The sequence below is a fragment of the Gordonia sp. PP30 genome, assembly GCF_023100845.1.
GTDB lineage: Bacteria > Actinomycetota > Actinomycetes > Mycobacteriales > Mycobacteriaceae > Gordonia.
Window position 1 is genome coordinate 770617 of the sequence record NZ_CP095864.1, and the last position, 23025, is coordinate 793641.

General features: G+C 71.1%; 20 protein-coding genes. 12 read left to right on the forward strand and 8 right to left on the reverse strand.

Going from position 1 to position 23025, the window contains the following annotated elements; all coding sequences use genetic code 11:
• Window positions 1–74: 74 nt before the first annotated feature.
• Window positions 75–857: an ethanolamine ammonia-lyase subunit EutC gene (gene eutC, locus MYK68_RS03510; protein WP_247866342.1), complete on the reverse strand. Its 783-nt coding sequence runs from the start codon at window positions 855–857 to the stop codon at window positions 75–77.
• Window positions 854–2269 carry an ethanolamine ammonia-lyase subunit EutB gene (locus MYK68_RS03515; protein ID WP_247866343.1) on the reverse strand — a complete coding sequence of 472 codons (1416 nt, stop codon included), beginning with the start codon at window positions 2267–2269 and terminating at the stop codon, window positions 854–856. Before MYK68_RS03515 ends, eutC begins: the two co-directional genes overlap by 4 nt.
• Before the next feature lie 161 nt (window positions 2270–2430).
• Between MYK68_RS03515 and purL the strand changes: the two genes are divergently transcribed.
• The 4 genes from purL (at window position 2431) to MYK68_RS03535 (ending at window position 6515) form a co-directional block, all read left to right on the forward strand.
• Window positions 2431–4710 carry a phosphoribosylformylglycinamidine synthase subunit PurL gene (gene purL / locus MYK68_RS03520; protein WP_247866344.1) on the forward strand — a complete coding sequence of 760 codons (2280 nt, stop codon included), beginning with the start codon at window positions 2431–2433 and terminating at the stop codon, window positions 4708–4710.
• A gap of 72 nt (window positions 4711–4782) precedes the next feature.
• The gene (locus MYK68_RS03525) at window positions 4783–5427 is read left to right on the forward strand and encodes a CD225/dispanin family protein (protein ID WP_247866345.1); all 645 of its coding nucleotides are present in this window, start codon (window positions 4783–4785) and stop codon (window positions 5425–5427) included.
• Window positions 5428–5449: 22 nt separating this feature from the next.
• Complete coding sequence (locus tag MYK68_RS03530; protein ID WP_247866346.1) at window positions 5450–5923, forward strand: DUF2752 domain-containing protein; 474 nt, start codon at window positions 5450–5452, stop codon at window positions 5921–5923.
• 1 nt (window position 5924) lies between these two features.
• Window positions 5925–6515 (forward strand): hypothetical protein, encoded by a 591-nt coding sequence (locus MYK68_RS03535; protein WP_247868149.1) that lies wholly within the window; start codon window positions 5925–5927, stop codon window positions 6513–6515.
• Between the two features lie 13 nt (window positions 6516–6528).
• Here the strand turns inward: MYK68_RS03535 and MYK68_RS03540 are convergent, their stop codons facing one another.
• The 4 genes from MYK68_RS03540 to MYK68_RS03555 all read right to left on the reverse strand — a co-directional run bounded on the left by MYK68_RS03540 (window position 6529) and on the right by MYK68_RS03555 (window position 10776).
• Window positions 6529–7347, reverse strand: coding sequence for a glycerophosphodiester phosphodiesterase (locus tag MYK68_RS03540; RefSeq protein WP_247866347.1), 819 nt, complete (start codon window positions 7345–7347; stop codon window positions 6529–6531).
• Between the two features lie 5 nt (window positions 7348–7352).
• Window positions 7353–8864: a glutamate-cysteine ligase family protein gene (locus MYK68_RS03545; RefSeq protein ID WP_247866348.1), complete on the reverse strand. Its 1512-nt coding sequence runs from the start codon at window positions 8862–8864 to the stop codon at window positions 7353–7355.
• A gap of 60 nt (window positions 8865–8924) precedes the next feature.
• The gene (locus MYK68_RS03550) at window positions 8925–9833 is read right to left on the reverse strand and encodes a tyrosine-protein phosphatase (RefSeq protein ID WP_247866349.1); all 909 of its coding nucleotides are present in this window, start codon (window positions 9831–9833) and stop codon (window positions 8925–8927) included.
• A gap of 82 nt (window positions 9834–9915) precedes the next feature.
• On the reverse strand, window positions 9916–10776 hold the full coding sequence (locus MYK68_RS03555) for a PHP domain-containing protein (protein ID WP_247866350.1): 861 nt from the start codon (window positions 10774–10776) through the stop codon (window positions 9916–9918).
• A gap of 139 nt (window positions 10777–10915) precedes the next feature.
• Between MYK68_RS03555 and MYK68_RS03560 the strand changes: the two genes are divergently transcribed.
• From MYK68_RS03560 to purM, 3 genes are all read left to right on the forward strand, one after another.
• Window positions 10916–11302, forward strand: a complete 387-nt coding sequence (locus MYK68_RS03560; RefSeq protein WP_247866351.1) for a sterol carrier family protein — start codon at window positions 10916–10918, stop codon at window positions 11300–11302.
• A 113-nt stretch (window positions 11303–11415) separates the two neighbouring features.
• Window positions 11416–12972: an amidophosphoribosyltransferase gene (gene purF / locus MYK68_RS03565; protein WP_247866352.1), complete on the forward strand. Its 1557-nt coding sequence runs from the start codon at window positions 11416–11418 to the stop codon at window positions 12970–12972.
• A gap of 102 nt (window positions 12973–13074) precedes the next feature.
• Window positions 13075–14169, forward strand: a complete 1095-nt coding sequence (gene purM / locus MYK68_RS03570) for a phosphoribosylformylglycinamidine cyclo-ligase (protein ID WP_247866353.1) — start codon at window positions 13075–13077, stop codon at window positions 14167–14169.
• A 137-nt stretch (window positions 14170–14306) separates the two neighbouring features.
• On the opposite strand, the gene MYK68_RS03575 is transcribed toward purM, so the two are convergent.
• Together MYK68_RS03575 and ygfZ are read right to left on the reverse strand one after the other, a co-directional pair.
• Window positions 14307–14492, reverse strand: a complete 186-nt coding sequence (locus MYK68_RS03575; RefSeq protein ID WP_247866354.1) for a DUF3073 domain-containing protein — start codon at window positions 14490–14492, stop codon at window positions 14307–14309.
• A 167-nt stretch (window positions 14493–14659) separates the two neighbouring features.
• Window positions 14660–15823 carry a CAF17-like 4Fe-4S cluster assembly/insertion protein YgfZ gene (gene ygfZ / locus MYK68_RS03580; RefSeq protein ID WP_247866355.1) on the reverse strand — a complete coding sequence of 388 codons (1164 nt, stop codon included), beginning with the start codon at window positions 15821–15823 and terminating at the stop codon, window positions 14660–14662.
• A 53-nt stretch (window positions 15824–15876) separates the two neighbouring features.
• Between ygfZ and MYK68_RS03585 the strand changes: the two genes are divergently transcribed.
• From MYK68_RS03585 to cydC, 5 genes are all read left to right on the forward strand, one after another.
• The gene (locus MYK68_RS03585; RefSeq protein ID WP_247866356.1) at window positions 15877–16749 is read left to right on the forward strand and encodes an aminodeoxychorismate lyase; all 873 of its coding nucleotides are present in this window, start codon (window positions 15877–15879) and stop codon (window positions 16747–16749) included.
• Window positions 16750–16955: 206 nt separating this feature from the next.
• Window positions 16956–18521 carry a cytochrome ubiquinol oxidase subunit I gene (locus MYK68_RS03590; RefSeq protein ID WP_247866357.1) on the forward strand — a complete coding sequence of 522 codons (1566 nt, stop codon included), beginning with the start codon at window positions 16956–16958 and terminating at the stop codon, window positions 18519–18521.
• Window positions 18522–18539: 18 nt separating this feature from the next.
• A complete protein-coding gene (cydB, locus tag MYK68_RS03595; RefSeq protein ID WP_247866358.1) occupies window positions 18540–19601 on the forward strand; it encodes a cytochrome d ubiquinol oxidase subunit II in 1062 nt (353 codons plus the stop codon).
• A complete protein-coding gene (cydD, locus tag MYK68_RS03600) occupies window positions 19514–21301 on the forward strand; it encodes a thiol reductant ABC exporter subunit CydD (protein WP_502798298.1) in 1788 nt (595 codons plus the stop codon). Before cydB ends, cydD begins: the two co-directional genes overlap by 88 nt.
• On the forward strand, window positions 21298–23019 hold the full coding sequence (cydC, locus tag MYK68_RS03605; protein ID WP_247866360.1) for a thiol reductant ABC exporter subunit CydC: 1722 nt from the start codon (window positions 21298–21300) through the stop codon (window positions 23017–23019). Before cydD ends, cydC begins: the two co-directional genes overlap by 4 nt.
• Window positions 23020–23025: the final 6 nt, after the last annotated feature.

The following is a 23025-nucleotide window of genomic DNA, read 5'->3' on the forward strand; positions in this document are numbered from 1 at the left end:
CCCCGAACCTTCCAGCTCCCCGAACCCCGAGCCGTTGCTCCGTGACTGTAGTCGCCGCGGCGCCGGCGCACGCGTTATTCGAGGCCGTCGACCACTGGGGCATCGAGCTCGGCCCGCGAGGTGTCCTTGAGGTCGACGCCGGATCGTCCGAGCCGGCGCGCACCGGTTACCAGGGCCGCGGCGACGGCGGCCGCCGACCGGTAGTCGAGACCATCGGGCGGATGGATGTTGGAGATGCAGTTGCGGTCGGCGTCGGTGACCCCGGTCGCGTAATCGCCCGGGTCTGCGCGATGCGTCAGATAGATGCCGATGCTGTCGGCCACCGAGAGGCCCGGGCGTTCGCCGATCAGCACCAGCACGGTCCGGACGCCGAGCGCATGCGCGATGTGATCGCCGAGCGCCACCCGCGCCTGCGTCGCGATCACCGGGGGTGCGACGACGACGTCGGCCGCGAGCCGGTCGGCGATCGCGGCGAGCAGGCCCGTTCCGTGCACGGAGACCGCCCGCGGCGACAGGCCGTCGGCGAGCACGACCGCCAGATCGGCCCCGGCCGGGGTCAACGCGCTCAGATCGGCCGGACGGCGGCCGAGTTCGGGCCGGCGCAGGTACTCGGCCCGGTCCGCGGCGAGCGAGCGCACGGCGATCGGGTCACCCAGGCCCAGTGCGGCGACCTCGTCGGCCAGAGCGTCGACGTCGAGCGGCTGGTGGACGGCGTCGCGGGCCGCGGCGTGCGCGGCGCCGAACTCCAGCAGGCGAGTGGTGGTGAGGGCGTCACCCGCGCGGCCCAGCCCGATGCGCGCCCGGGTCGTCGTGCGCAGACCGTCCCAGACCGCGGCGGACTCGTCGGCGGCGCTCACGCCGGCTCCCGGGCGGCGAGAGCGCGGAGCGGGGAGGCGTCCACGGTGATGTCGCGCAGGCCGCCGGCGTCGTCGAGCATGCCCTGCGCCGCCAGCCAGGCATCGAACTCGGGAGCGGGCCGCAGGCCGAGGGCACGCCGGATGTAGAGCGCGTCGTGATAGGCGAGCGACTGGTAGCCGAGCATCACGTCGTCGGCGCCGGGCACGGTGATCACGAAGTCGACGCCGGCCACCGCGAGCAGGGTGAGCAGGTCGTCCATGTCGTCCTGGTCGGCCTCGGCGTGGTTGGTGTAGCAGACGTCGACGCCCATCGGCAGCCCGAGCAGCTTGCCGCAGAAGTGGTCCTCCAGTCCGGCCCGGGTGATCTGCTTGCCGTCGTACAGGTATTCCGGTCCGATGAAACCGACGACGGTGTTCACCAGCAGCGGTTCCAGCCGCCGGGCGACGGCGTACGCCCGCGTCTCCAAGGTCTGCTGGTCCACCGGCAGGCCGCCGGTGCCGAGATGGGCGCCCGAGGACAGCGCCGAACCCTGACCGGTCTCCAGGTACATCACGTTGTCGCCGACGGTGCCGCGCCGCAGTTCGCGGGCCACGGCATTGGCCTCCTCCAAGAGCGCGAGCGTCACGCCGAACGCCCGGTTGGCGCCCTCGGTCCCGGCGATCGACTGGAAGACGAGGTCGACCGGCGCGCCCTGTTCGATCAGGCCCAGAGTGGTGGTGACGTGGCTGAGCACGCACGACTGGGTGGGGATCTCGAAGCGGGTGCGGATCTCGTCGAGCAGACGCAGGAGATCGGCGGTGGCGTGCGGCGAGTCGGTCGCCGGGTTGATGCCGATCACCGCGTCGCCGCAGCCGAGGAGCAGGCCGTCGAGCGTGGCGGCGGCGATGCCGCGCGGGTCGTCGGTCGGGTGGTTCGGCTGAAGCCGGGTGGCCAGTGTGCCCGGGGTGCCGATCGTGGTGCGGAACGCGGCCCGCACGTCGATCGCGCGGGCCACGGCGATCAGGTCCTGGTTGCGCATCAGTTTGCTCACCGCGGCCACCATCTCCGGGGTGAGGCCGGCCGACAGTGCGGACAGCCGGGCCGCGGCGTCCGGGCGGGTCACCGTGGTCAGCAGCAGGTCGCGCAGACCGCCGACGGTGAGCGCGGCGATCGGGGCGAACGCCGCCCGGTCGTGCGTGTCGATGATCAGCCGCGTCACCTCGTCGGTCTCGTACGGCACCACCGGGTCCTCCAGGAAGACGGTGAGCGGCAGATCGGCGAGCACCCACTTCGCGGCCGCGCGCTCGGCGTCGGAGTCGGCGGCGCAGCCGGCGAGCTGGTCACCGCTGCGCAGCGGCGTGGCCTTCGCGAGGATCTCGATGAGGGAGCCGAACGTGTAGGTGCGACCGTGCACCGTCTGACTGGCGATCATGCGGCACCGCACTCGGCTTCGGCGCGGTGGCGCAGCGCGATGTGGCTGACCATCTTCCACATATAGCCGACCGGGAGCACCGGCGCCCGACTTCGCCACGGTCGTTCCGGCCCGCCGATCGAGGTGCGGGGCTCCGAACCCGCTGACATAGACTGTCCGATGTGAGCGCCCAGGTCGATACCGTTTCCCACGCCGCCGAAACCCCCGAACACCCGCAGCCTTTCGCCGAACTCGGCCTGAAGGACGACGAGTACGCGCGGATCCGCGAGATCCTCGGCCGTCGTCCCACCGACGCCGAACTCGCGATGTACTCGGTGATGTGGTCCGAACACTGCAGCTACAAGTCGTCCAAGGTGCACCTGCGCTACTTCGGTGAGACCACCACCGACGAGATGAAGGCCGGGATGCTGGCCGGCATCGGGGAGAACGCCGGCGTGGTGGACGTGGGCGACGGCTGGGCGGTGACCTTCAAGGTCGAGTCGCACAACCACCCCAGCTACGTGGAGCCGTACCAGGGTGCGGCCACCGGCGTCGGCGGCATCGTCCGCGACATCATGGCGATGGGTGCCCGGCCGATCGCGGTGATGGACCAGCTGCGGTTCGGCGCCGTCGACCATCCCGACACCCGCCGCGTGGTGGACGGCGTGGTCCGCGGTGTCGGCGGCTACGGCAACTCCCTCGGCCTCCCGAACATCGGCGGCGAGACCGTCTTCGACGCCAGCTACCAGGGAAACCCGCTGGTCAACGCGCTCTGCGCGGGTGTGCTGCGGGCCGAAGACCTGCACCTGGCCTTCGCCTCCGGCGCGGGCAACAAGATCATCCTGTTCGGCGCGCGGACCGGGCTCGACGGCATCGGCGGCGTCTCGGTGCTCGCCTCGGAGACCTTCAACGACGACGGCGGGCCGTCGCGCAAGAAGCTGCCGAGCGTGCAGGTGGGCGACCCGTTCACCGAGAAGGTGCTGATCGAGTGCTGCCTCGAGCTGTACCGCGACCACCTGGTGGTCGGCATCCAGGACCTCGGTGGCGCCGGACTCTCCTGCGCGACCTCCGAACTCGCGGCGGCCGGTGACGGCGGCATGCACATCGACCTGGAGAAGGTCCCGATGCGCGCCGAGGGGATGACCCCGGCCGAGGTGCTCTCCAGCGAGTCGCAGGAGCGCATGTGCGCGGTCGTGTCGCCGGAGAACGTCGACGCGTTCATGGCCGTGTGCCGCAAGTGGGACGTGCTGGCCACCGTGATCGGCGAGGTCACCGACGGCGACCACCTGCAGATCACCTGGCACGGCGAGACCGTCGTCGACGTGCCGCCGCGCACCGTCGCCCACGACGGCCCGGTCTACCAGCGTCCGGTGGCGCGTCCGGACAGCCAGGACGAGGTGATCGCGTCGACCACCGCGGGCCTGGCGCGGCCGTCGTCCGGCGACGAACTCCGGGAGACCTTCCTGACGCTGCTGGCCAGCCCCGCGCTGTGCAGCCGCAAGTTCATCACCGAGCAGTACGACCGCTACGTGCGCGGCAACACCGTGCTCGCCGAGCACGCCGACTCCGGCATGATCCGCATCGACGAAGAGACCGGCCGCGGCATCGCGCTCGCCACCGACGCGTCGGGCCGCTACACCTTCCTCGATCCGTACCGCGGTGCGCAGCTCGCGCTGGCCGAGGCCTACCGCAACGTGTCGGCGTCCGGCGCGACGCCGCGCGCGGTGAGCAACTGCCTCAACTTCGGCTCGCCGGAGGACCCGGCCGTGATGTGGCAGTTCAGCCAGGCCGTCCGCGGCCTCGCCGACGGCTGCGCGCAGCTCGGCATCCCGGTGACCGGCGGCAACGTCAGCTTCTACAACCAGACCGGCACCACCGCGATCCTGCCGACCCCGGTGGTCGCGGTCCTCGGCGTGATCGACGACGTCGACCGCCGCATCCCGACCGGTTTCGGCAACGAGCCGGGCGAGACGCTGATCCTGCTCGGCGAGACCCGCGACGAGTTCGACGGCTCCATCTGGGCCCAGGTGAGTCACGACCACCTCGGCGGCGTGCCTCCGCAGGTCGACCTGGAACGCGAGCGCCTGCTCGGCGAGATCCTGGTCGCCGGTTCACGTGACGGCATGATCTCCGCCGCACACGACCTGTCCGAAGGCGGCCTGATCCAGGCCGTCGCCGAATCGGCGCTGGCCGGGGAGACCGGCTGCCGGCTGGTGCTGCCGGAGGGAGCCGATCCGTTCGTCACGCTCTTCTCCGAGTCCACCGGCCGGGTGCTGGCCGCGGTTCCGCGCACCGAGGAATCGCGCTTCTGCTCCATGCTCGACGCCCGTGGCCTGCCGTGGTCGCGCATCGGCGTCGTCGACCAGGGCAGCGACTCGATCGAGGTCCAGGGACAGTTCTCGGTGACCCTCGATGAGGTCCGTGCCGTGCACGAGGGCACCCTGCCAGCGCTGTTCGCCTGACGGCGTTCATTCTCCTGCCGGATCGGTCCGCTACGATCGGCCTACTGTGACAGTCACCCCGAGAGGACCGAGATGACGACCCCGAACGACCCGCAGAATGTTCCGGAACCGACCGAGGGCGCCCAGCCGGCCTCCGAGGGAGCCACCGAGTACGTGCAGCGACCCGACCTGACGCCGCCGGGACGGGCCGCGCAGCCGGAGGGACAGACCGAGTTCGTGCAGCCCGCGCAGCCCGACCCCGGTCAGGTGCCGCCCTACGGCCAGCCCGCGCCCGAGTACGGCCAGCCTGCTCCCGGATACGGTCAGCCCGCCCCGGAGTACGGCCAGGTCCCGCCGTACGGTCAGCAGCCGCAGCCCGGACAGCCGATCCCCGGCGCGTCGTACGGTGCGGCCCAGTACCCGGGCGCCCCGGCCGGTGTGCCCGGCGCCGCCCCGGACAACAACATGACCATGTCGATCGTCGTGACGGTCCTGGGCTTCATCTTCACCTTCTTCACCTGCCTGAGCCTGGTGGCCGGCATTCTGGGCGTCATCGCGATCACCAAGGCCAACTCGGTGAACCAGCTGTGGGCCTCCGGCGACGCGATCAACGCCCAGCGGGCGGCCGACGACGCGAAGAAGTTCACCAACATCGCCTGGATCGTCTTCGGCGTCTCGGTGCTGATCGCCGTCATCTGGTTCATCGTCCGTCTCAGCCTCGGCTACGCCTACTACTGACATCTCGCCGTACGCTGGAACGATGACCGCCGTCGTCGCCCCACCGCCGCCGAAGCCCGCGAACCGGGCCGTCGCCGCCTTTCAGAAGGTGGCACGGCACCGGATCGCGGGCCCGGCGACGATTCTCGCGGGCGTCGCGGCGGCGGGGACCTTCATCTGGTTCGCCGATCCGTCGAAGCCGGGCGGCATCATGCCGGTGTGCCCGACGCATGCGCTCCTGGGCATCGACTGCCCCGGTTGCGGGATGTCCCGCGCCATCTACTACCTGGAACACGGGGAACTCGGCACCGCGTTGCACTACAACGCCGTCGGGGTGGTCGCGCTCGCCCTCCTTGCGGTCAGCTTCGTGACCTACACCATCGGCCTGTGGCGCGGGCGGGCGGTGAGGGGCTGGCAGAATTGGCGCCACACCCCGACGGTCGCCCTCGTCGTGACCCTGGTGTGGTTCGTGATCCGGAACATCCCGATCGCGCCGTTCGACAGCCTGAAAGTGTGACATGACGCCGCCTGATTTCTCCAAGCCCGGCTCCGGGAAGTCGAACGACGACAGTTGGTCGGCGTACGAACCGACCCAGATCGCGCCGACCCCGGGCCCGTCGCCCGCGCCGAACCCGGCGCCGGAGACGCCCTACTACGACCAGCCGGCGGATCCGTACTACGCGGCACCGGCGCCGATGCCCGCTCCGGCGCCCTACCCGGCGCCCGCTCCCGCACCGTTCCCGTACGCGCCGTCGTACGGTCCGGTGGCCGCTCCGGGCCCGGCCCCGGCGACCGGGCAGGTGTCGTCGATCGTCGCCATCGTGATCGGCGGCCTGTTCGCTGTCACCTGTTACGGCCTGCCGGTCGGTCTCGCGCCGCTGATCCTCGGCATCCTGGGGCTGACCAAGTCGAACGCGTCGGGCAACTACTGGCGCACCGGTCAGGCCGAACTCGCCGTCCAGACGGCCGAGTCGTCGAAGAAGATGGCCATGTGGGCGTGGATCGCCTTCGCGATCGGCTTCGTGATCGCGGTGATCGTGGTGGTCGCCATCATCATCTGGGCCGTCTACTACGCGGACAGCACGTCGTCGTCGGGCTACTCGACGTAGTCGCCCGCGACGGTCAGCCCAGCAGCGCGGCCAGGCCCTCGGGGTCGTCGACGGTGAGCTGGTCGACGCCGAGCCCGACCAGGCGCGTCGCCACCGGGACCATGCCCGGGTTCGCCGCGCCGTAGAAGGTGTAGGCGTCCACTTCCCGGCCGCGCGCGTGGAAGGCGTCGATCACGTCGAATCCGCGGTCCGCCGCCGCGGTGACCAGCCGGATCTCCAGATAGATCGTCGTCGCCCGCGGTGACGCCGCACACGCCTTCTCGACGAACCGCGCGAACCGGCCCGAGACGAGTACGCGGTCGACGGCGCCGCGATGGCACGGGTCGTAACCGACCGCCACGCCCGGCGCCGCGCCGGTCAGCAGCCGTACCGCCTTCGCATCCCCGCACGACAGGATCAGGTGCTCCGCGATCGGTTCGACCGCCGCCGCGAACGCGGCGATGCTCTGCCGGTCCAGGGCCCGCGCGGTGTCCTTGAAGTCCAGCTGGAGGAGTGCGTCGGCGGGCAGCTGTTCGCCGCTGAGCAGGTCTGCGAGGTCCTCCAGGAGCAGGACGGGCTCGCCGCACGGACGGTGCTGGGCGTCGAGCAGTTCCAACGTCCGGAGGGTGGCGGCGGGCGTCTTGCGGACCTTGCCCCGACCGGTGGTGGAGTCGGCCAGCTCGGCGTCGTGCAGGATCGCGAAACCGCCGTCGGCGTGCACCAGCAGATCCACCTCGACGCTCGCACCCAGGCGGAGGCCTTCGAGGATGCGCGTCGCGGTGAAGGGCACGTCGCTCGCCGTCTTCCGGGCCCGATGCCATTTGAGGCGCGGGAGTCGTGCGGGGGAGGCCATGGCGTTCAGGGTAGTGGCCAGTTGTGGACCGGTTCGCCCTCGTGCATCAGGGCCACGTAGTCGGCGAGCATGCCGCGCAGCGCCTCGGCCCGGCCCTCACCGGCCGCCTCGCGGGCGGCGACGGCCTTGCGCTGCCACACCGAGCCGGTCTGCTTGGTGACGCACCGTCCGTGGATGATCCCGAGGTAGCGGCTCTTGGCCTTCTCGGACACCCCGAAGGCGTCGAGCCCGCGCTCGGCGAGCGGCAGCAGACGGCGCAGGACCAGCTCGTCCGGATGCACCCAGCCGACATCGGGCCAGTACAACTGTGCGTTCATGCCCCAGTGGGCGCCGGCCGACAGGTTCTCGCGCGCCGCGTCGAACGACATCCGCGACCAGATCGGCCGGTCGCTCTCGACCAGGCCGCGGACCACGCCGTAGTAGAAGGCGGCGTTCGCCATGACGTCGACCACGGTGGGGCCGGCCGGCAGGACGCGATTTTCCACGCGCAGGTGCGCCTGGCCGTCGACGACGTCGTACACCGGGCGATTCCACCGGTAGACGGTGCCGTTGTGCAGGCGCAGCTCGTCGAGGGTGGGGATCGCGCCGTCGTCGAGCACGGCGAGGGGATCGACCTCGGTGGAGACCGGGAGCAGGGCGGGGAAGTAGCGGATGTTCTCCTCGAACAGATCGAAGATGGTGTTGATCCAGCGCTCGCCGAACCAGACGCGCGGCCGCACACCCTGATTCTTGAGTTCCAGCGGCCGGGTGTCGGTGGCCTGCTCGAACACCGGGATACGGGTCTCGTGCCAGAGCGCCTTGCCGTCGAGGAACGGCGAGTTCCCGGCGATCGCCACCTGGACGCCGGAGATGGCCTGGGCGGCGTTCCAGTGCGCGGCGAAATCCTCCGGGGCCACCCGCAGATGCAGTTGCAGGGAGGTGCACGCCGCCTCGGGGAGGATCGAGTCGGTGGTGGTCCGCAGTCGGTCGGCCGGGCCGCTCTCGGTCAGCGGGACACCGGTGATGTCGAGTTCCAGGTCTTCACCGCGGGCGGCGAATATCTGTTCGTTGAGCAGGTCGTAGCGGGGATTGGCGGAGATCCAGTGGTGGGCGAAGTGCTCCGCGCGCAGGGTCGGCAGCATGCCGACCATCACCAGATGATTGCCGGTGGTCTTCGCGGCGGCGTCCGCCCGGTTGAGGGAACTGCGCAGCCCCTGCTCGAGGCTGACGGTGTCGCCTCCGACGAACGGTCGCGGCGAGACGTTGATCTCGATGTTGAACTGGCCGAGTTCGGTCTGGTACATCGGGTCGGCGATCGCCTCGAGCACCTCGGCGTTGGCCATCGACGGGTTGGCGGCCGCGTCGATCAGATTGAGCTCCACCTCCATCCCGAGGAGCGGTTCGGGTGGCTGCCCGTGATCGGTGAACAGCCCGCCCGCCAGCATCCGGGCGATCGCCTCGGTGCCGCGGGAGACCTGCGACCGGAAGCGGACCCGATCGGCTCCGGTGAACTGCTGGCGGCTGACGTCTTCGCCCATGCCGCCATCGTGCCGGAACGACGCTGCCGCCGCAGGCCGATCGGATCCCTCACTCGCCGATCAGTAGGTCAGCTCCGCGCGCAACGCGTTCAGGGTCTTGCCGTCCAGGCCGAGTCCCTTGCGCAGGTAGCCGTCGATGCTGCCGTAGTCCTTGACGGCCTGGTCGAGGCCGGCCTGCAACGCCTCGGGGAAGACGCCGAGCAGGACCCGGGCACCCGCGCCCGCGGTCGGGCCGTACTGCTTGGTGAACGCCTGCGCCGCGGCGTCGATCGACTTCGCCGAGTACTTGTTGGTCAGCAGATAGTTGCTCATGATGTCGCTGTGCGAGACGCCCGCGTTGCTGAGCAGCAGCGCGGAGGTCCAGCCGGTGCGGTCCTTGCCCGCGGTGCAGTGGTAGAGCACCGGGCCGGGCTGCGCGGCGATCGAGCGGAGCAGCCGGCCGAGCTCGGCGCGCTGGGCGGGGTCGGTGACGAAGTTCCGGTTGGCCTCGATCAGGAACTGCCGCGCCGACTCCGGGGTGAGCGTCGAGTAGTCGAAGCCGGCGGCGGCCTGCGAATCGTCGCCCATGATGTTGACGCGCGTGTACTTCGCCCCGGCCGGCACGGTGTCCGGCTTGGCGGTGACCTCGGAGGTGGTGCGCAGGTCGTAGACGCGGCGGATGCCGAGGGTGTTCAGGGTGGCCAGATCCTGCTTGTCCGGGGTGAGCGCGTTGGAGCGGTACACCACCCGGTGGCGCACGTGCTTGCCGCCGGCGGCGGGGTAGCCGAGGAGGGCGGGCCCGGCGAGGTCGCGGAAGTTGTCGACCGAGGCCAGCCGGGGCGTCAGCAGATCGGGATTGGCGAGGTGGGCGGCGGACGGTGCCGTGGTGGTCGGGGCGGCGTGCGCGGCCGGGGCGAGACCCAACGAGACCAGGGCGGTGGCGGTCAGGGCGGTGGCGCCCAGGAGGCGGAGGCGGGAGAAGATCGTCATGCCTGAAGTTCTTAGGCGGCCCGGGTGTGCGGCGGCCCAACCTCGGGTGGCCGCCGGGTGTCGCCGGAACGAACCGCGCCGGTCAGGCGACGAACGGCGCGAGGGTCCCCAGCTCCACGATGCGCTCGACCACCTCGTCGCGCGTGCGCTCCTGGCCGATCCGCAGGGTCTTGTTGGCCCCGTGATAGTCGCTGGAACCGGTGTGAAGCAGGCCCAGGTCGGCGGCGATCCCGGCCAGTTCGGTGCGGGCCGTCGCGTCATGGTCGGGATGCTCCACCTCCATCCCGGCCAGCCCGGCCCGGGCGAGGTCGGCGAGTACCTCGGCGGTCAGCACGCTCGCGGCGGCCCGCGCCCGCGGATGGGCGACGACCGGGACGCCCCCGGCCGCTCGGACCAGGGCGATGCCCTCGATCAGCGATGTGGAGCGGAGGGCGGCGTAGTACGGGCTGTGGTCGTGGAGGAGCCGGTCGAAGGCCTCGGACACCGAGCCGACCGCCCCGGCGTCCATCAGCGCGCGAGCGATGTGCGGCCGGCCGATGTTGCTGGGCCCGGCGTGCGCACGCACCTCGTCGAGCGTGATCGGGTATCCGGCGGCGATCAGGTTCTCGACGATCCGCGCACCGCGCCCGGCGCGCTCGGTGCGCATCCGCTCCCACTCGGCCACCACGCCGGGGTGCTCGCGGTCGAAGAGATAGCCGAGCAGGTGCACGGAGACCAGTTCCCCGTCCGGGCCGGGATGCTTGGTGGAGAACTCGGTGCCGGCCAGCACCCGCATACCCGGGAGGACCAGGTCGCGCGCGTCGTCCCAGTGCTGCGCGGTGTCGTGATCGGTGATCGCGACCGTCGTCAGCCCCGCCGCGCGGGCCGCGTCGAACAGTTCCGGCACGGTGTCGGTGCCGTCCGAGTAGTGCGTGTGGACGTGCAGATCGGCGGTGCGGGTCACCCGGTCGAGAGTAGTCCCCGGCCGCGCGGATTCCTCCGGCATGGACGTCGTCCGTTGGCAGATGGCGGGCGACGGGGGAAGATTCCCCTCGTGAGCTCGTATCTGGCAATGGCCGACCATCTCGGGGCGGGTTGACGCCGTGGTGACCAAGAAGACCGTCGATCCGGCGGAGCTGCGGGCCGCGGTGCTGGGTGTCGTGGACTGGCTGCACGACGACGCGCGGCCGGCGCCCGCCCGCGGTGAGCTGGCCGCCGCGGTACGACTGTCCGCGCGTGCCCTGGCCCAGGACGCGCCCGGCAACGCGGTGGAGGTCAGGGTGCCGCCGTTCGTGGCCGTGCAGTGCCTGGAAGGGGTGCGGCACACCCGGGGCACGCCGCCGAACGTCGTGGAGACGACGCCGCGGGAGTGGCTGCTGCTGGTGACCGGCCTCGCCGAGCTGGACGAGTCGATCGCGGCGCATCGGGTCAGCGCCTCGGGGCACCGGGCGCCCGACATCGCGGCGTACCTGCCGCTGGTCCGGGTCTGAGTGTGTCGATTCCCACGCCCGATCGGCCGATCGCGACTGTTCACTTGCGATACCGGCACGTAAACTCTGTAGGACGTACGCCCGTCCCCAGCCCATGAAATCGGAGCGTCCCGGTGACAGACCTTTCCGTCCACTCGCCCAACCTGCTGAATCTCGACGAACCCGAGAACGAACCGCGCGAGGAATGCGGCGTCTTCGGTGTCTGGGCTCCCGGCGAGGACGTCGCCAAGCTCACCTACTACGGCCTCTACGCTCTGCAGCACCGCGGCCAGGAGGCGGCCGGCATCGCCGTCGGTGACGGCCACCAGGTTCTGGTCTTCAAGGATCTCGGCCTGGTCAGCCAGGTGTTCGACGAGCAGACGCTCGGTTCGATGGCCGGTCACATCGCCGTCGGGCACTGTCGTTACTCGACCACCGGCTCCACCAGCTGGGAGAACTCGCAGCCGATCTTCCGGCACACCGCGGCCGGCAACGGCGTGGCCCTCGGACACAACGGCAACCTGGTGAACACCGCCGCCCTCGCGCAGCGCGCCCGCGCGCTCGGCATCTACGGCGACAACGAGGGCGCCACCTCCGACTCCGACGTCGTCGGCGCCCTGCTGGCCTACGGCGCGGCCGACAAGACCCTGGAGCAGGCGGCCCTCGAGCTGCTGCCGACCTTGGAGGGCGCGTTCTGCCTCACCTTCCAGGACGAGAACACCCTGTACGCCGCGCGCGACCCGCACGGCATCCGCCCGCTGTCGCTCGGGCGGCTGGACCGCGGCTGGGTGATCGCCTCGGAGACCGCCGCGCTCGACATCGTGGGCGCGTCGTTCGTCCGCGACATCGAACCGGGCGAACTGCTCGCGATCGACGCCGACGGCGTCCGCAGCTCCCGCTTCGCCGAGCCCACCCCCAAGGGCTGCATCTTCGAATACGTGTACTTGGCGCGGCCCGACTCGGTGATCAACGGCCGCTCGGTGCACTCCACCCGCGTCGACATCGGGCGGCGCCTGGCCCGCGAACATCCCGCCGACGGCGACCTGGTGATCCCGGTGCCCGAATCCGGCACCCCCGCCGCCGTCGGATACGCCCAGGAATCGGGCATCCCCTACGGCCAGGGCCTGATGAAGAACGCCTACGTGGGCCGCACCTTCATCCAGCCCAGCCAGACCATCCGGCAGCTCGGTATCCGGCTGAAGCTGAATCCGCTCAAGGAAGTGATCCGCGGCAAGAAGCTCGTGGTGGTCGACGACTCGATCGTCCGCGGCAACACTCAGCGCGCGCTGATCCGCATGCTGCGGGAGGCCGGCGCCGCCGAGGTGCACGTCCGGATCGCGTCGTCGCCGGTGCGCTGGCCCTGCTTCTACGGCATCGACTTCGCGTCGCCCGCCGAACTCATCGCCAACGGCATGGAGTCCGAGGAGGGCCTCGTCGAGGGCGTGCGGCAGGCGATCGGCGCGGACTCGCTCGGCTACCTCAGCGTCGACGGGATGGTCGCCGCCACCGAGCAGCCGTCCGACGCGCTGTGCAAGGCGTGCTTCGACGGGCACTACCCGATCGATCTGCCCAAGGAGACCTCGATGGGCAAGGCCGTGCTGGAGACGATGCTCAAGAACTCCTCGGCCGGCGAGATCATCGACCCGCTCACCACCGCCAACGACAACGTCAGCGCGGTCATGCGCCCGTAAGGTCTTCCCGGCCTCTCCCGGCGCGGTCGCGACCAGGCGCTCGGGTAGCCTGGTCTGCGCATCATGTCTTTTCCCACGGCCAACTCGAGGAGCGCCACGACCATGAACGACGGTCCCGTCGCCAATCCCGCCGACAGCGGAGCCGGGGCGTCGTACGCCGCGGCCGGTGTCGACATCGACGCCGGTGAACGCGCGGTCGAACTCTTCGCGCCGCACGCCAAGCGCGCCACCCGTCCCGAGGTGCTCGGCGGTCTCGGCGGATTCGCCGGGCTGTTCGCCCTCAAGGGCGACTACCGCGAGCCCGTCCTCGCCGCGTCCAGCGACGGTGTCGGTACCAAGCTGGCCGTCGCGCAGGCCCTCGGCATCCATCACACGGTGGGTCGCGACCTGGTCGCGATGGTGGTCGACGACCTCGTGGTCTGCGGCGCCGAACCGCTCTTCCTGCAGGACTACATCGCCATCGGCAAGGTGATCCCGGAGATGGTCGCCGACATCGTGCGCGGTATCGCCGACGGCTGCTACGACGCCGGCTGCGCGCTGCTCGGCGGCGAGACCGCCGAGCACCCCGGCCTGATGGAGGACGGTCACTACGACATCTCCGCCACCGGCGTCGGCGTGGTCGAGGCCGACGCCGTTCTCGGCCCGGACCGCGTGCGCCCGGGCGACGTCATCATCGCGATGGGCTCGTCGGGCCTGCATTCCAACGGTTACTCGCTGGCCCGCAAGGTGCTGCTCGAATGGGGCCGGATGGACCTGGAGGGGCACGTCGAGGAGTTCGGCCGCACCCTCGGTGAGGAACTCCTGGAGCCGACGCGCATCTACGCCAAGGACTGCCTGGCGCTGGCTGCCGAGACCGACGTCCGCACCTTCGCGCACATCACCGGTGGTGGGCTCGCCGACAACCTCGCGCGGGTGCTTCCGGCCGGGCTGGCCGCCGAACTGGAGCGCGGCTCCTGGACCCCGGCGCCGGTCTTCTCGATGATCGCGCAGCGCGGCCGGGTGGAACGCGCCGAGATGGAGCGCACCTTCAACATGGGCGTCGGCATGGTCGCCGTCGTCGCCCCCGAGGACACCGACCGCGCGCAGGCCATCCTGACCGCGCGGCACGTGGACAACTGGGTGCTCGGGACGGTCGTGCGGGGCGATGCCGGCGCACCCGGCCGGGTCGAACTGCGCGGCGAGTACGCGCGCTTCTAGCGCCGGAAGGATCAGGCCCGGTCACCGCGGTGGCCGGGCCTTTTCAGATGCCGATGCGCCGGACCGAAGGCGCCAGAAAACCCGGGTGCTCGGTCAAGAGCACCCGGGTTCACCGGAAATGCGTGTGAGCAGGCGCGTCAGGCGCGCCGCCACTCCTCTTCGGAGTAGCGGTCGTCGTCGGCCCAGTCGTCGACCGGGTTGTGGGACTGACCTCCACCGCCCGATAGCTCCCGCTGGAGGCTGTCAAGATCTGTGTTCGGCGTCGAGTACTTCAGCTGACGAGCGACCTTCGTCTGCTTTGCTTTTGCCCGGCCACGGCCCATTAGGGACCCCCTCGCACAATGACGGGGCGGCCACTTTGTGGCGGCCCCGTTCTACTCGTTAGTTATGTTCCTGAGGCACAGTCTACCCCGCTTCCGGGGAATATGTCGCCGCCGGGTGCGGTCCGCGCGGCGGGGGCGCTGAGCAGCGGATATGCCGGTGTCGGGGGTCAGTCTCGGCCGCGCAGCCGGTTGACGGCGGCACGGCCCGCGGGGACGGCGTCGTCGGCGGTGTAGTAGTCCGGATCGATCCGGGCTGCGGTACCCGCCGCGCCGACGGTCAGCTCGGCGTCGACCGCGACGGTGCGCTTGACGAGCGCCAGCGCGATCGGTCCCAGGTCGTGATGATCGATGACGGTCCCGATCCGGCCGATCGCCCGTCCGGCGAGGTTCACCGGATCGCCGAGCGCGGGCCGCTCGTCGGCGCTGCCGTCGAGGTGGAGCAGCACCAGGCGGCGCGGCGGGCGGCCGAGGTTCTGCACGCGTGCGACGGTCTCCTGACCGCGGTAGCAGCCCTTGTTCAGGTGGACGGCGCCGCCCTCGTCGGCGGTGCCGATCCAGTCGGCCTCGTGGGCGATGGTGCGCTCATCGGTGTCCAGCCCCAGCCGGGGACGCATGGCGGCGACCCGCAGCGCCTCCTGCGCCCAGACGCCGGCCGCGGCCGCTCCGGCGCCGACCAGCTCGCGCCACCACAGTGCGAGCTCGGTGTCGGGCACCACCAGGTCGACCACCGGCAGGTCCCGGTCCTCGCCGGTCGGCGGCATGATGCGCCAGAATCCGAGCGGCTCGTCCTCGTGGTGCACCTCGGGGAGGTCGCCGGCGTCGTACACCTGCGCGGAGGCCGGGATGTCGAGCAGTTCGGCGATCGGCCCGGTCCGTACGTTCGGGCCGATCAGGGTGAGGACGTGCATGTCGGGCCGGGCGACCGGGGTCACCGCGGCCCGGAACACCATCCGGCTCAGGTATTCCAGCAGCGGCCCGCCGCGGGCGTACTCGGTGTCGAGCCAGGTGATGCCGTCGACATCGGTGAGGACGAAGTGGTCCTCGACGCGGCCGTTGCCGTCGAGCGAGAGGCTCTCCGCGCTGGTCCGGTCGCGCAGGCTCGCGACATCCTGGGTGACGATGGAGTGCAGCCAGGTGAGGCGGTCGTCGCCGTCGAGTTCCAGGACCGCCCGGTCGCTGCGGTCGATCACGGCGGCGCGACGCTGCGCGGCGCGCTGCTCGCCGAGCGGGTCGCCGTAGTGCCAGGCGACGCCGGGGCTGGGATCGTCGTCCGGCGTCGGCACCGCACCGGGATGGCTGAGCAGGATCGGGGAGTGGTCGGAGGCCGCCATGTACCCGAGTCTACGGCGCGGTCACGACCGCGCGATGTGCGAACCTGTGAGGCATGACGATGTTCGTGGTCACCGGCGACGGGCGGGTGCACGATGCGGCGCGCCCACTTCTGCACGCCGACGACCTCGCCGCGCTGCGCGGCGACGGAGTCTTCGAGACGCTGCTGATCCGCGGGGGCCGCGCCCGGCTGCTCGACGCCCACCTCGACCGGCTGGCCGACGGCGCGGCCGCGCTCGGCCTGCCCGCGCCCGACCGGGTCGCGCTGCGCCGGGCGGTCGCGGTCGCGGAGGCGGAATGGGGACGACGCGCCGGCGGCGCGCCCGAGGCCATGCTGCGGATCGTCTACGCGCGCGGCCGGGAGAGCACGCCCGGCGGGCCGCCGACCTGCTATCTGACCGTCGCCCCGGTGCCCGCGCGGGTGGCTGTGGCACGGCGCGACGGGATCGCCGTGCTCACTCTCGACCGCGGCCTCGACCCGCGCGCTGCCGCGCTGCCGTGGGTACTCGCCGGTATCAAGGCTCTCGCCTACGCGGGGAACACCGCGGCGCTGCGCTACGCGCAGGAACGCGGCGCGGACGACGCGATCTTCACGGGCGCCGCGGGGACGGTACTGGAGGGGCCGCGCTCGTCGGTCGTCGTGCAGACCGCCGGGCGGCTGGTGACGCCGCCGCGGTCCGGCCCGATCCTGCCTGGCACCACGCAGGCGGCGCTGTTCGCCGTCGCGCGGGAGCGGGGCCTGCTCGCCCGGGAGGAAGCGCTGACCGTGGACGACCTGCGGGCCGCGGACGGGGTGTGGCTGCTGTCGTCGGTCACGCTCGCCGCGCGCGTCCACACGCTCGACGGCCGGCCGCTGCCGGACCGGGCGGTGCGCCTGGACGTCGCCGGTCTGGTCGACGCGGCCCTCGACCGCGGCACGGATTCCTGAGAATCTGGCACACATCGTGCGCTCACAGAGCCCGTCGGCGACCATGAGAACTACCTGTGAAACACGGCACACGCTGGGGACTTAGGTCCCGATCGAGGTTGGGTCCCGGCTCGATGAGCACGTAGCGTGAATATCGTGTACTACTGCGGGTAGTACTACGGCAGCGGCAGCCCCGCTCGCCCGGAGATCGTGAAGGGAACTTCCGCGTGGACGTCGTCGATCTATCCCGGTGGCAATTCGGCATCACCACCGTCTACCACTTCATCCTGGTGCCCCTGACCATCGGCCTCGCGCCGATGATCGCCGTCATGCAGACGGTCTGGGTCAAGACCGGTAACGAGGCATGGCTGCGGGCCACCAAGTTCTTCGGGAAGGTCTTCCTGATCAACTTCGCCCTCGGCGTCGCCACCGGCATCGTGCAGGAATTCCAGTTCGGCATGAACTGGAGCCAGTACAGCCGGTTCGTCGCCGATGTCTTCGGCGCCCCGCTGGCCATGGAGGGCCTGGTCGCGTTCTTCCTCGAATCGACCTTCCTCGGCTTGTGGTTCTTCGGCTGGAAGCGCCTCCCCAAATGGGCGCACCTGACGTCGATCTGGCTGGTCGCGATCGGCGTGACCGCCTCGGCGTACTTCATCATCGCGGCCAACTCGTTCATGCAGCACCCGGTCGGTGTCGAATGGAATGAGACGCTGGCGCGCCCGCAGATGAACAACTTCGTCGCGGTGATCACCAACAACACCACGCTGGTCGCGTTCCCGCACGTCATCCTGGGTGCCTGGCTCACCGCGGCCACCGTGGTCGCCGTCGTCTGCCTGTACTGGATGGCCCGCAACACGCTGCGCGCCAAGCAACTGGATGCCGGTGACGCCCCGGTCACGACCGCCCCGAGCCAGCTGCGCGACGGCGTCGACGCGACCGGTGAGGAACTGCTCGAGGAGAACCGGAAGCTGTGGCGGCCGGTGGCGCTGTTCGCGCTGTGGATGACCATCTTCTCGGGAATCGGCCTGTTCATCACCGGTGACATGCAGGCCCAGCTGATGTTCAAGCAGCAGCCGATGAAGATGGCCGCCGCCGAGTCGCTGTGCACCACCGAGACCGGCGCGGGCTTCTCCGTGCTGAGCATCGGGCGGCAGAACAACTGTGCGCACATCGACCACGTGATCACCATCCCGAACATGCTGTCGTTCCTCGCCGACCATCACTTCGACAGCAAGGTGCAGGGCGTCGACGAGCTGCAGGAGCAGTACCGCGAGGCGCTGAACATGCCGCACCAGAACTTCGCACCCAACCTGTTCGTCACCTACTGGAGCTTCCGCGCCATGATCACCTGGGCGCTCGGCTCGGTGGTCGTCGCGCTGGGCGGCCTGTGGCTGCTGCGGAAGAAGCGGCCCGGCGGCGGGATCGAGGTGTCGCGCAGGTTCGGCATCCTCTGCCTCTGGATGCTGCCGACGCCGTTCCTGGCCAACGCCTCCGGCTGGATCTTCACCGAGATGGGCCGGCAGCCGTGGGTCGTCGCCCCGAACTGGGCCGATCCCGATCAGGCCGATCCGTACAAGATCCACATGCTGGTGAAGGACGGTGTGTCGTTCAACGGCTCCGGCCTGGTGTGGACCTCGCTGATCATCTTCACGCTGCTGTACGCGGCGCTCGGCGTGGCGTGGTTCGTGCTCGAACGGCGCTACATCCTGGAGGGCCCGGCCGCGCCGGGTGCCGAGGACGCCGAGTCCACCGACGACGGAGACGGTGACGAGCCGCTCTCCTTCCAGTACTGAGAAAGGACCTGAACTGCCATGAATCCGTCAGCTCTGGAAATCGTCTGGTTCGTCCTGATCGCCGTCCTGTTCACCGGGTACTTCGTGCTCGAGGGCTTCGACTTCGGCGTGGGCATGCTGATGCCGTTCCTCGGCCGCAGCAGTGAGCACGACGGCGACAAGCGCCGCCGTCTGATCATCAACACCATCGGCCCGGTGTGGGACGGCAACGAGGTGTGGCTGCTGACCGCAGGTGGCGCGCTGTTCGCCGCGTTCGGCGGCTGGTATGCCACCATGTTCTCCGGCTTCTACCTGCCGCTGTTCCTCATCCTGCTGGCGCTGATCGTGCGCGTGTGCGCGATCGAATGGCGGGCCAAGATCAACGACCCGCGCTGGCGCCTGTGGTGCGACGTCGGGATCGGGATCGGGTCGTGGGTGCCCGCCCTGCTGTGGGGTGTCGCGTTCGCCAACGTCGTGCGCGGTGTGCCGATCGAGGTCCGCGGTCCCAACCACGTCTACACCGGCGGCTTCTGGAACCTGCTGAACCCGTATGGAATCGTCGGCGGCCTCACCACCCTGGTGGTGTTCCTGACGCACGGCGCCATCTTCATCGCGCTGAAGACCAAGGGCCAGATGCGCGACGACGCCACCAAGCTCGCCGCCGCCCTGTCGGTGGCCATGCTGGTGATCGCCGGCACCTTCCTGCTCTGGACGCAGCTGGCATACGGCAAGGACTGGACGTGGGCGCTGGTCGTGATCGGTGCACTCGCGGCGGTGGGCGTGGTGATCGCGACCAACCTGCGGCGCGAGGGATGGGCCTTCCTCGGCACCGCGATCGCCATCGCGGCCACGGTCGGCCTGCTGTTCGGCAGCTTGTACCCGTACGTGATGCCGTCCACGCTGGGCAGCGATCAGGGTCTGACGATCATGAACAGCTCGTCGAGCCAGTACACCTTGGTGATCATGACCTGGGCGGCTGTGATCATGACGCCGATCGTGATCGGATACCAGGCATGGAGCTACTGGGTGTTCCGGAAGCGGCTGTCGATCGACGACGTTCCGGAGACGCCGGCGGGTCTGTCGCTGAAGACCACGGTCTGACGGTGCCCGCCGGCGTCCGGCGCCCGCCGCTGGACCCGCGCCTGCTGAAGTATTCGCCGTCCGCGCGCTGGTATGTGGTGCTGACGGCCCTGGGCCAGGCGGCGACGGTGGTCGCGATGATCGTCGCCGCCGTCGCCCTGGCCGGGCTGCTGTCCGAGGTGATCACCGATCCGGCCGCGCGCAGCTTCGCCGCCCAGGCCACGCACCTGTGGGTGCTCGGGGCGGCGCTCGCGGTCCGGGTGGTGCTCGACTACGTCGCCGGCCGGTACGCGCATCGCGCGGCGCTGAGCACCATCGGGCAGCTGCGCCGGAGGGCCCTCGACCGGCTCACCGACCCTGCGCGCACGTCACCGCGCGACCTGCTGGCCGAGCGGGAACGGGCCCTGACCGTCGCCCTGCGCGGGCTCGACAGCCTGGTCGACTACTTCGCCGGCTACCTGCCTGCGCTGCTGGCCACGGCCATCGTGACCCCGGTCGTGGTGGTCGTGATCGGGTCGGCCGACCTCACCTCGGCGATCCTGGTGCTGATCACGCTCCCGCTGATCCCGATCTTCATGGTGCTGATCGGGCTGCTGACCCGCGACCGCACCGAACGCAAACTGGAGTCGATGAGCGCGCTCACCGCGCAGCTGATGGACCTGATCACCGGCCTGCCGACGCTGCGCGCCCTCGGCCGCGCGCAGGCGCCCGCCGCCCGGGTGGAGCGCCTCGGCCAGAACCTGCGGCGCCGGACCATGTCGGCGCTGCGCGTCGCCTTCCTGTCCGGCACCGCGCTGGAACTCATCGCCACCCTGTCGGTGGCGCTGGTCGCCGTCGGCATCGGCGTGCGCCTGGTGAGCGGTGAGATGACGCTGTACGCGGGCGTGCTGGCGCTGGTGCTGGCCCCCGAGGCGTACCAGCCGCTGCGCCGGGTCGGCGCGCAGTTCCACAACTCCGAAGACGGCATGACCGCCGCCCGGGAGATCCTCGCGCTGATCGAATCCGGGGACTCCGCTGCGGTGTCCGATGGTCCGGGGGCCGCCGTGGAGGTGGCCGGCGCGGCCGTCGAACTCACCGGGATCGGGGTGCACGGCCGCGACGGCTGGGCGCCGCGCGGGGTCACCGCGCGGCTGGAGCCAGGCCGGGTGAGCGTGCTGACCGGGCCGAACGGCAGCGGCAAGTCGTCGGTGCTGGAAGTGATCCTCGGCCTGTTGCGGCCCGATGAGGGCACGGTGACGATCGCCGGGCAGCCGCTCGGTGACGTCGACCTCGATGCCTACCGAGCCCAGATCGCGTGGCTCCCGCAGCAGCCCGTCGTGATTCCCGGGACGATCAGGCAGAACCTCGAACTCTTCGGCGCCGCCGATCCCGGGTTGCTGGAGAAGGCTTGTGCGGCCACCGGATTCGACGAGGTGCTGGCCGATACGGCCGACGGTCACGACACGATCCTGGGCGCCGGTGGTGCGGGCCTGTCGGCGGGTCAGCGCCAGCGGCTCGCCCTCACCCGGGTGCTCGCCTCGCCGGCGCCGCTGCTGCTGCTCGACGAACCGACCGCGCACCTGGACGCGGACAGCGAGGACCGGGTGCTGACGGCGATCGCCGAGCGCGCCGCGGCGGGTGCGACGGTCGTGATGGTGGCGCACCATCCGGTGGCCGTCGGCGGCGGCGACGTGGTCGTCGAACTCGGCCCGGCCGCGCCGGTGGACGGAGCCCTCCGATGATCGCGGCACTGCGGTTCCTGGGCCTCGGGCGGCGGCCGGTGGTGATCCCGGTGCTGTTCGGCGTGGCCGGCGCGCTGTCCGCTCTCGGCTTGGCCGCGCTGTCGGCGTGGCTGATCACCCGGGCCTGGCAGATGCCGCCGATCCTCTACCTGTCGGTCGCCATCACCTCGGTCCGCGCCCTCGGCATCTCGCGCGCGCTGTTCCGCTACCTGGAACGACTCGCCACCCACGACGCCGCGCTGAACATGATGGCCACCGCGCGCACCCGCATCTACCGGGTGCTGGCCGGCGGGTCGCCGGCGTACTCGGTGAGCCTGCGCCAGTCGCAGCTGCTCGCCCGCACCGCCGACGACGTGGACGACATCGGCAACGCGCTGATCCGCGGTCTGATCCCGATGGCGGTCGGCGCGGTGACCTCGGTGGCGGCGGTGCTGATCATGGGGATGGTGTCGTGGCGGGCGGCGCTGGTGCTCGCGGTGTGTCTGCTGGTCAGCGGGGTCCTGGCGCCGTGGCTGGCCGCGCGGGGTTCGTCGCTGGCACTCGACGACAGTGCCCGTGCCCGCGAGGACGTCGCCGCCGAGACGACCGCGCTGCTGTGGCACGCGCCGGAGCTGGCGGTCGCCGGACGGCGGCGCGCGGTGCTGGACTCGCTGGCGGCGGCGGATCGCCGTGCCGCGGCGGCCACCGACCGGGGGACCGCGTGGCAGGTCTGGGGTACCTCGGCGACGCCGCTGGCCCTCGCGGTCAGCGTGGTCGCGGCCGCGCTGATCGCCGTCGACCTGGCCACCGGCGTGCACGGCTCGCTGCTGGGCGTGTCGTCGGAGTCGACGCGCTTCACCCCGATGCTGTTCGGTGTGCTGGTGCTGCTCCCGCTGTCGTCGTTCGAGTCGACCGGCCCGCTCACCGAGGCCGGGATCGCATGGGAACGAGGCCGCCAGGCGGCCCGGCGGGTGATGGCACTGGTCGACGGGGCGGCCCCGAGCCGGTCGGGGTCTCGACTCCGCTCGACCGACGTCTTCGTCGAGACCACCGCCGATCCGGTGATCGATCCCGCGCCCGCGGCGCTGGCCGCCGAGGGCCTCCAGTGGGGCTGGGAGACGCCGCTCGGCCCGGAACGCGGGCTCGATCTGGCGCTGGCCCCGGGGGAGCGGCTGGTGGTCGTGGGCCCGAGCGGCTGCGGTAAGTCGACGCTGCTGCTCACCCTCGCCGGACTGCTCGATCCCCTCGGCGGCACGGTGACCGCGACGCACGACGACGGCGCACCGGTCCCGCTGCGCTCGGCGTCGTGCTATTTCGCCGAGGAGGCGCACCTGTTCTCCACCTCGGTCCGGGAGAATCTGCTGGTCGCGCGCGGTGATGCCGCCGACGCGCAGGTCCGCGCGGCGCTCGGCGACGTCGGCCTCGGCGACTGGGTCGATGCGCTGCCCGACGGGCTGGACACCGACCTCACCGGCGGTGGTTCCGCCCTCTCCGGCGGTCAGCGCCGCCGTCTGCTGCTGGCGCGCGCTCTGCTCCACCCGGCGCCGATCGTCCTGCTCGACGAGCCCGCCGAGCACCTCGACGAGCTCGACGCCCAGGCGATCCTCGAACGCATCTGCGCCCGCGGCGACGGCGCGCTGTTCGGCCCGGAACGGGTGGTCGTGGTCGTGACGCACCAGCACGCGGTGGCCGCCGGCGCGGCCGGCGCGCGTCTTCTCGCACTCGACGTCGCGCGCTGACCCGGG

Excerpts from the sequence above, each read along its gene's own strand:
- MYK68_RS03535 (WP_247868149.1), top strand. The coding sequence starts at position 5,925 with ATGACGCCGCCTGATTTCTCCAAGCCCGGCTCCGGGAAGTCGAACGAC.
- cydD (WP_502798298.1), top strand. The coding sequence starts at position 19,514 with ATGGAGCTACTGGGTGTTCCGGAAGCGGCTGTCGATCGACGACGTTCC.
- MYK68_RS03515 (WP_247866343.1), bottom strand. The coding sequence starts at position 2,269 with ATGATCGCCAGTCAGACGGTGCACGGTCGCACCTACACGTTCGGCTCC.
- MYK68_RS03585 (WP_247866356.1), top strand. The coding sequence starts at position 15,877 with ATGACGATGTTCGTGGTCACCGGCGACGGGCGGGTGCACGATGCGGCG.
- MYK68_RS03530 (WP_247866346.1), top strand. The coding sequence starts at position 5,450 with ATGACCGCCGTCGTCGCCCCACCGCCGCCGAAGCCCGCGAACCGGGCC.
- cydC (WP_247866360.1), top strand. The coding sequence starts at position 21,298 with ATGATCGCGGCACTGCGGTTCCTGGGCCTCGGGCGGCGGCCGGTGGTG.
- MYK68_RS03540 (WP_247866347.1), bottom strand. The coding sequence starts at position 7,347 with ATGGCCTCCCCCGCACGACTCCCGCGCCTCAAATGGCATCGGGCCCGG.
- MYK68_RS03550 (WP_247866349.1), bottom strand. The coding sequence starts at position 9,833 with ATGACGATCTTCTCCCGCCTCCGCCTCCTGGGCGCCACCGCCCTGACC.
- cydB (WP_247866358.1), top strand. The coding sequence starts at position 18,540 with ATGAATCCGTCAGCTCTGGAAATCGTCTGGTTCGTCCTGATCGCCGTC.
- MYK68_RS03545 (WP_247866348.1), bottom strand. The coding sequence starts at position 8,864 with ATGGGCGAAGACGTCAGCCGCCAGCAGTTCACCGGAGCCGATCGGGTC.
- ygfZ (WP_247866355.1), bottom strand. The coding sequence starts at position 15,823 with ATGGCGGCCTCCGACCACTCCCCGATCCTGCTCAGCCATCCCGGTGCG.
- MYK68_RS03575 (WP_247866354.1), bottom strand. The coding sequence starts at position 14,492 with ATGGGCCGTGGCCGGGCAAAAGCAAAGCAGACGAAGGTCGCTCGTCAG.
- MYK68_RS03525 (WP_247866345.1), top strand. The coding sequence starts at position 4,783 with ATGACGACCCCGAACGACCCGCAGAATGTTCCGGAACCGACCGAGGGC.
- purM (WP_247866353.1), top strand. The coding sequence starts at position 13,075 with ATGAACGACGGTCCCGTCGCCAATCCCGCCGACAGCGGAGCCGGGGCG.